The organism is Intestinibacter sp. (genome assembly GCF_051866655.1).
Lineage (GTDB): Bacteria > Bacillota > Clostridia > Peptostreptococcales > Peptostreptococcaceae > Intestinibacter.
The window spans coordinates 6353-10181 of the sequence record NZ_JBJDXL010000521.1; the positions used below are offsets into that span (position 1 = coordinate 6353).

The 3829-nt window shown below is 33.0% G+C and carries 8 protein-coding genes; all 8 read left to right on the top strand.

What is annotated here, in order from left to right; translation table 11 throughout:
* Positions 1 to 476: 476 nt before the first annotated feature.
* On the top strand, positions 477 to 638 hold the full coding sequence (locus ACI3VO_RS15680; RefSeq protein WP_439758812.1) for a hypothetical protein: 162 nt from the start codon (positions 477 to 479) through the stop codon (positions 636 to 638).
* A gap of 276 nt (positions 639 to 914) precedes the next feature.
* The gene (locus tag ACI3VO_RS15685) at positions 915 to 1184 is read left to right on the top strand and encodes a hypothetical protein (RefSeq protein WP_439758813.1); all 270 of its coding nucleotides are present in this window, start codon (positions 915 to 917) and stop codon (positions 1182 to 1184) included.
* A 147-nt stretch (positions 1185 to 1331) separates the two neighbouring features.
* Complete coding sequence (locus tag ACI3VO_RS15690) at positions 1332 to 1562, top strand: hypothetical protein (protein ID WP_439758814.1); 231 nt, start codon at positions 1332 to 1334, stop codon at positions 1560 to 1562.
* A gap of 126 nt (positions 1563 to 1688) precedes the next feature.
* Positions 1689 to 1892, top strand: coding sequence for a hypothetical protein (locus tag ACI3VO_RS15695; protein ID WP_439758815.1), 204 nt, complete (start codon positions 1689 to 1691; stop codon positions 1890 to 1892).
* 219 nt (positions 1893 to 2111) lie between these two features.
* Entirely contained in the window at positions 2112 to 2264 is a 153-nt protein-coding gene (locus tag ACI3VO_RS15700) for a hypothetical protein (RefSeq protein ID WP_439758816.1), read from the top strand.
* Between the two features lie 258 nt (positions 2265 to 2522).
* Positions 2523 to 2930 (top strand): hypothetical protein, encoded by a 408-nt coding sequence (locus ACI3VO_RS15705; RefSeq protein ID WP_439758817.1) that lies wholly within the window; start codon positions 2523 to 2525, stop codon positions 2928 to 2930.
* Between the two features lie 75 nt (positions 2931 to 3005).
* Positions 3006 to 3239 (top strand): hypothetical protein, encoded by a 234-nt coding sequence (locus ACI3VO_RS15710; RefSeq protein ID WP_439758818.1) that lies wholly within the window; start codon positions 3006 to 3008, stop codon positions 3237 to 3239.
* 463 nt (positions 3240 to 3702) lie between these two features.
* Positions 3703 to 3829: hypothetical protein (locus ACI3VO_RS15715; protein WP_439758819.1), on the top strand; the 127-nt coding region annotated here is incomplete at its 3' end.

Consider the following 3829-nt stretch of genomic DNA (forward strand, 5'->3'; position numbering starts at 1 on the left):
GTAGAATGCAAGAAATAAAGCAGTACAAAAATGATACTGGTAAAGGATATTGGGACTATAAAGCATAGAGTCTAGCCGCTGGTGGAGAAGTAGAAGGAAATACTGTTGAAAATAATATTAGCGAAGAATAGTATATACAAGAAAAAATAAATTAGAAAATATAGAACGCTTATAATAATTCTATAACTAGAACCGAAGGCATATTGCCAGTAATTGGAGGAAAACCTAATCCTCAAACAGCTTAGCAATTTGATGCAGAAAAGCAAAAATAGCTAACAAGTATACAACAATAGATAGAAGAATAGAAGAGACTATAGAATTATGGTGGTCCTTGGGGGATAACTGCTAGTGAAAAAATAAAATAGCTAGAATAGTTGTATTAGAATATAAATTCAACTAATTATCAGCCATATGTTGGAGGGGCGTTGGGGCCCGGATGTTTATACACATATACTAGTAATTATGGAAGTTAGTACATGAGATCTAGTAATGTACAGTTTGAAAGCTTACCGGCTTCTGTGTCCGGATTTACTAGGATAGATATAAATGACGTTAAACCAGGAGATTTAGTTATAAGACATGACGATAAAGGCGGTAATCACGCAATGATGTATGATAGTACAGATAAAAACGGTTAGTTCTTATATAATCACAGCAACGGAGGATCTGGACCTGAGAATTATAGAGTAAAGGCAAAGTACCCATCTAGAGTAGATCAATTAACCGCTTATAGATTTACTGGTACTCATAATGACAGTATATAGTGGAAAAAAGAATATTCTGTTAAGGGTTATAAGAACGGCGGTGAAGTAAAAGAAGAATATGATGAATTTGGAATACCTGTAACTACAGTTGCCACTAATGCCGTAAAATATGCTTTATAGAACGGTAACGTAGAACTAGCTAAGAAGATAATGAGTAGACCTAATAGAGTAGAAAATAGGTACTATAATTATCCAGAATCTGGTAGAATAGATACGTTCTTGAATACTTATGATATACCGATTATAGGAGACGCTCTATCGTTAGTAGATGCAGCTAAATATGCATTAAGAAGAGATTGGAATAATGCTTCTACTTCATTTCTAGATGCAGCTTCTCCATTAGCAATGTTTACTAAATCTACTAAGTTAAATTGGAAAGATTGGGGAGCAAAGAGTAAGTATATTCCAGAGTATGAGTAGATAGAAAGAGAAGCTAGAGCTAACGGAACTTGGTTAAAGAATGAAGACGGAACAGACTTTACAGGAGATCCTAGAGAATGGGTAGTAAAGAGATCTAAGAGGTTTAAAGAAGCGTTTGGAGATAACTACTTAGAAGGGTATACCGGAATGAGAAATAGTTATAATCCTAATATTACTCTAGATACTTACTTAGGGTCTAAAGATAGAGCTTATACGTATACACCTAATAAAGTAGAATTGAATAGAAAAAATAAGAGCGGAGTAGCTAAATTAGTTGTACCCAATGGTAAAACTTATACTGTAGACGCATTTGGTAATGATTGGCTACACTTAACTGATAAGAACATTAATCCGTATAACTTTACTAATACAAACTAGATAGTTAGTAATATATAGACCCCTGTAATAAGTTTTAAAAACATTAGAGACGACGGTCCGTTTGGAGTTAGAGATGTAGCAGAAGATTAGTTTGTTATAAAGAGTACTACTCCTAGAAAGTCTGTTATGTATAATAATGGAGATTTTGATTTAAGCAATCCTAATATATTTAGAATTACTGCACCTAGTACAGGCACGTCTCCTTATTTGTTTATGTATGGAACAGATAGACTTATAAAGAAAGCTAATAAACAAGATAGTTATGCAGAAGGAGGAGTAGTAGATGATACAGAACCGGTTGATGATGAAACTAGAAGAGCACTACTTTAGCGTAATAGACGAGTACACCCTCCTAGATATACAGAAGAACAATTATAGCAAATAAGATATAAAGATTCATTAAGAAATGCAGAAATAAATAGACAAGTGAATCTAGTAATGGATGCTATGAATAAGCAGCTCGATACTAAACAACTTGGTCAATCTATATAGAAAATTTAGTAGAAACAAGAGCTAGAAAAATAGAAAAAAGTATATCCTTATAAACTAATGTTAAATAGTTTAGCTACTTTAGGAGAACTAGGAAGTGCAGCTTATATGCTAGGTAAAGGAGCCAAAGCTCTCGGTTTTATAAATAACTTTGGTACAGACACTGGTCAAATAGTAGCCAACACTATAGGAACTTTTAGTGATGGTTACTAGTTAATTACAGCAGATAATGATAAGGATAGATTAGAAAATGCAATAGAACTTCCTGCAGATATGGCAGGAATAATGGGAGGTACTAATTGGCTTAGAAGAACTAAACTATTTGGAAAATACGGAAATTAGATAGATAATATACTGGACTGGGCAGGTTATACTGCAGCTGGTTATGATGGTATTATAAAGCCTATACAAGGAATTTTTAATTTCTTTAATTCTAAAGACGAATAAGAAAACTCTAATTAATAAATAATTATGGAAAATAATGCAACATTGAATGGATTTGAAGCAGTCTTCGATGTTTTTAATAACACTGGAGCTGATAATGATTTTGGAGCATCAGAAACTATGACAGATGAAGAAATTGAAGCTCTAAAGAATAAAGATAATAAAACAGTAGAGAAAGAAGATGATGAAGTTAAGAAAGAAACTGAACTTGACGAAGACGATGAGGACGAAGTAGTAGAAGAAAAGCCTGTAAAGACAAAGAATACTAAATCTACTAAAGTAGAAAAGCCGATTACTAATGAAGAAGATGAGGAAGAGTTAGAAGAAGACGAATCTGAACACATTACTTCTTTCTTTGACGCTCTGTCTGAGAAGATAGGTTGGGATGATATAGATGAAGAAGACAAGCCTAAAACTGCAGAAGAGCTCATATAGTATTTTGCTAACATAATTGAAGAAAATAGTAAGCCTGATTATGCCAGTGAGGAAGTAGAAAAGCTAGACGCTTTTGTGAGACAAGGCGGAGACATTAGGTCTTACTTTGAAATAGATAAAGAAATAGACTTAGATGATTTAGATTTAGAAGATGAAAATACTCAAAGAGCTGTAGTGAAGCAGTTACTGAAGGAGAAGGGTTTTAATTCTAAGCAAATAGAAAAGAAATTGTCTAAGTATGAAGATGCTGGAATTCTTGAGGATGAAGCTACAGATGCTATTGAAGATCTAAAGGAGATACAAGAGTAGAAGAAGCAACAGCTATTAAAGAATCAAGAAAAGGCATTTAGAGAAAAATAGGAGCAGCAACGTCAATTATATAATAACGTTGTCTCTGAAATAAAAGGTTTAGAAACTATACGTGGTATTAAAGTACCTGAGAAAGATAAAAGAGCTTTAATAGACTATATTCTTAAGCCCGACACCGACGGTCAGACAAAATATTATAAAGACTATATTAAAGGCGGTGTTAAGAGCTTAATTGAGTCTGCATACTTTACTATGAATGCAGATAAATTAATTTCTGCTGCAGAATCCAAAGGTAGAACTAAAGCGGTAGATAAATTCAAAAGTAGTCTAAGATCTACTAGTGTTACTACTAAGTCTTCTAGAATGCAAAACTTTAACGATGACGATAATTCTATTTGGAGTTCTGTTACTAGGTCACTGCGTATGTCTTAATTAACAACTAAAAACTAATTTAAAATATTTTATGGATAATAATATTATTAATAACCTTGTACTTTATAGAGGTAAATATTTCAGTGATCTAGTTGATATGAACAAGATCTCTGAAGCTTCTCGTCAGCGCCCTTATGAAGTATCTACTATTTTGTCTT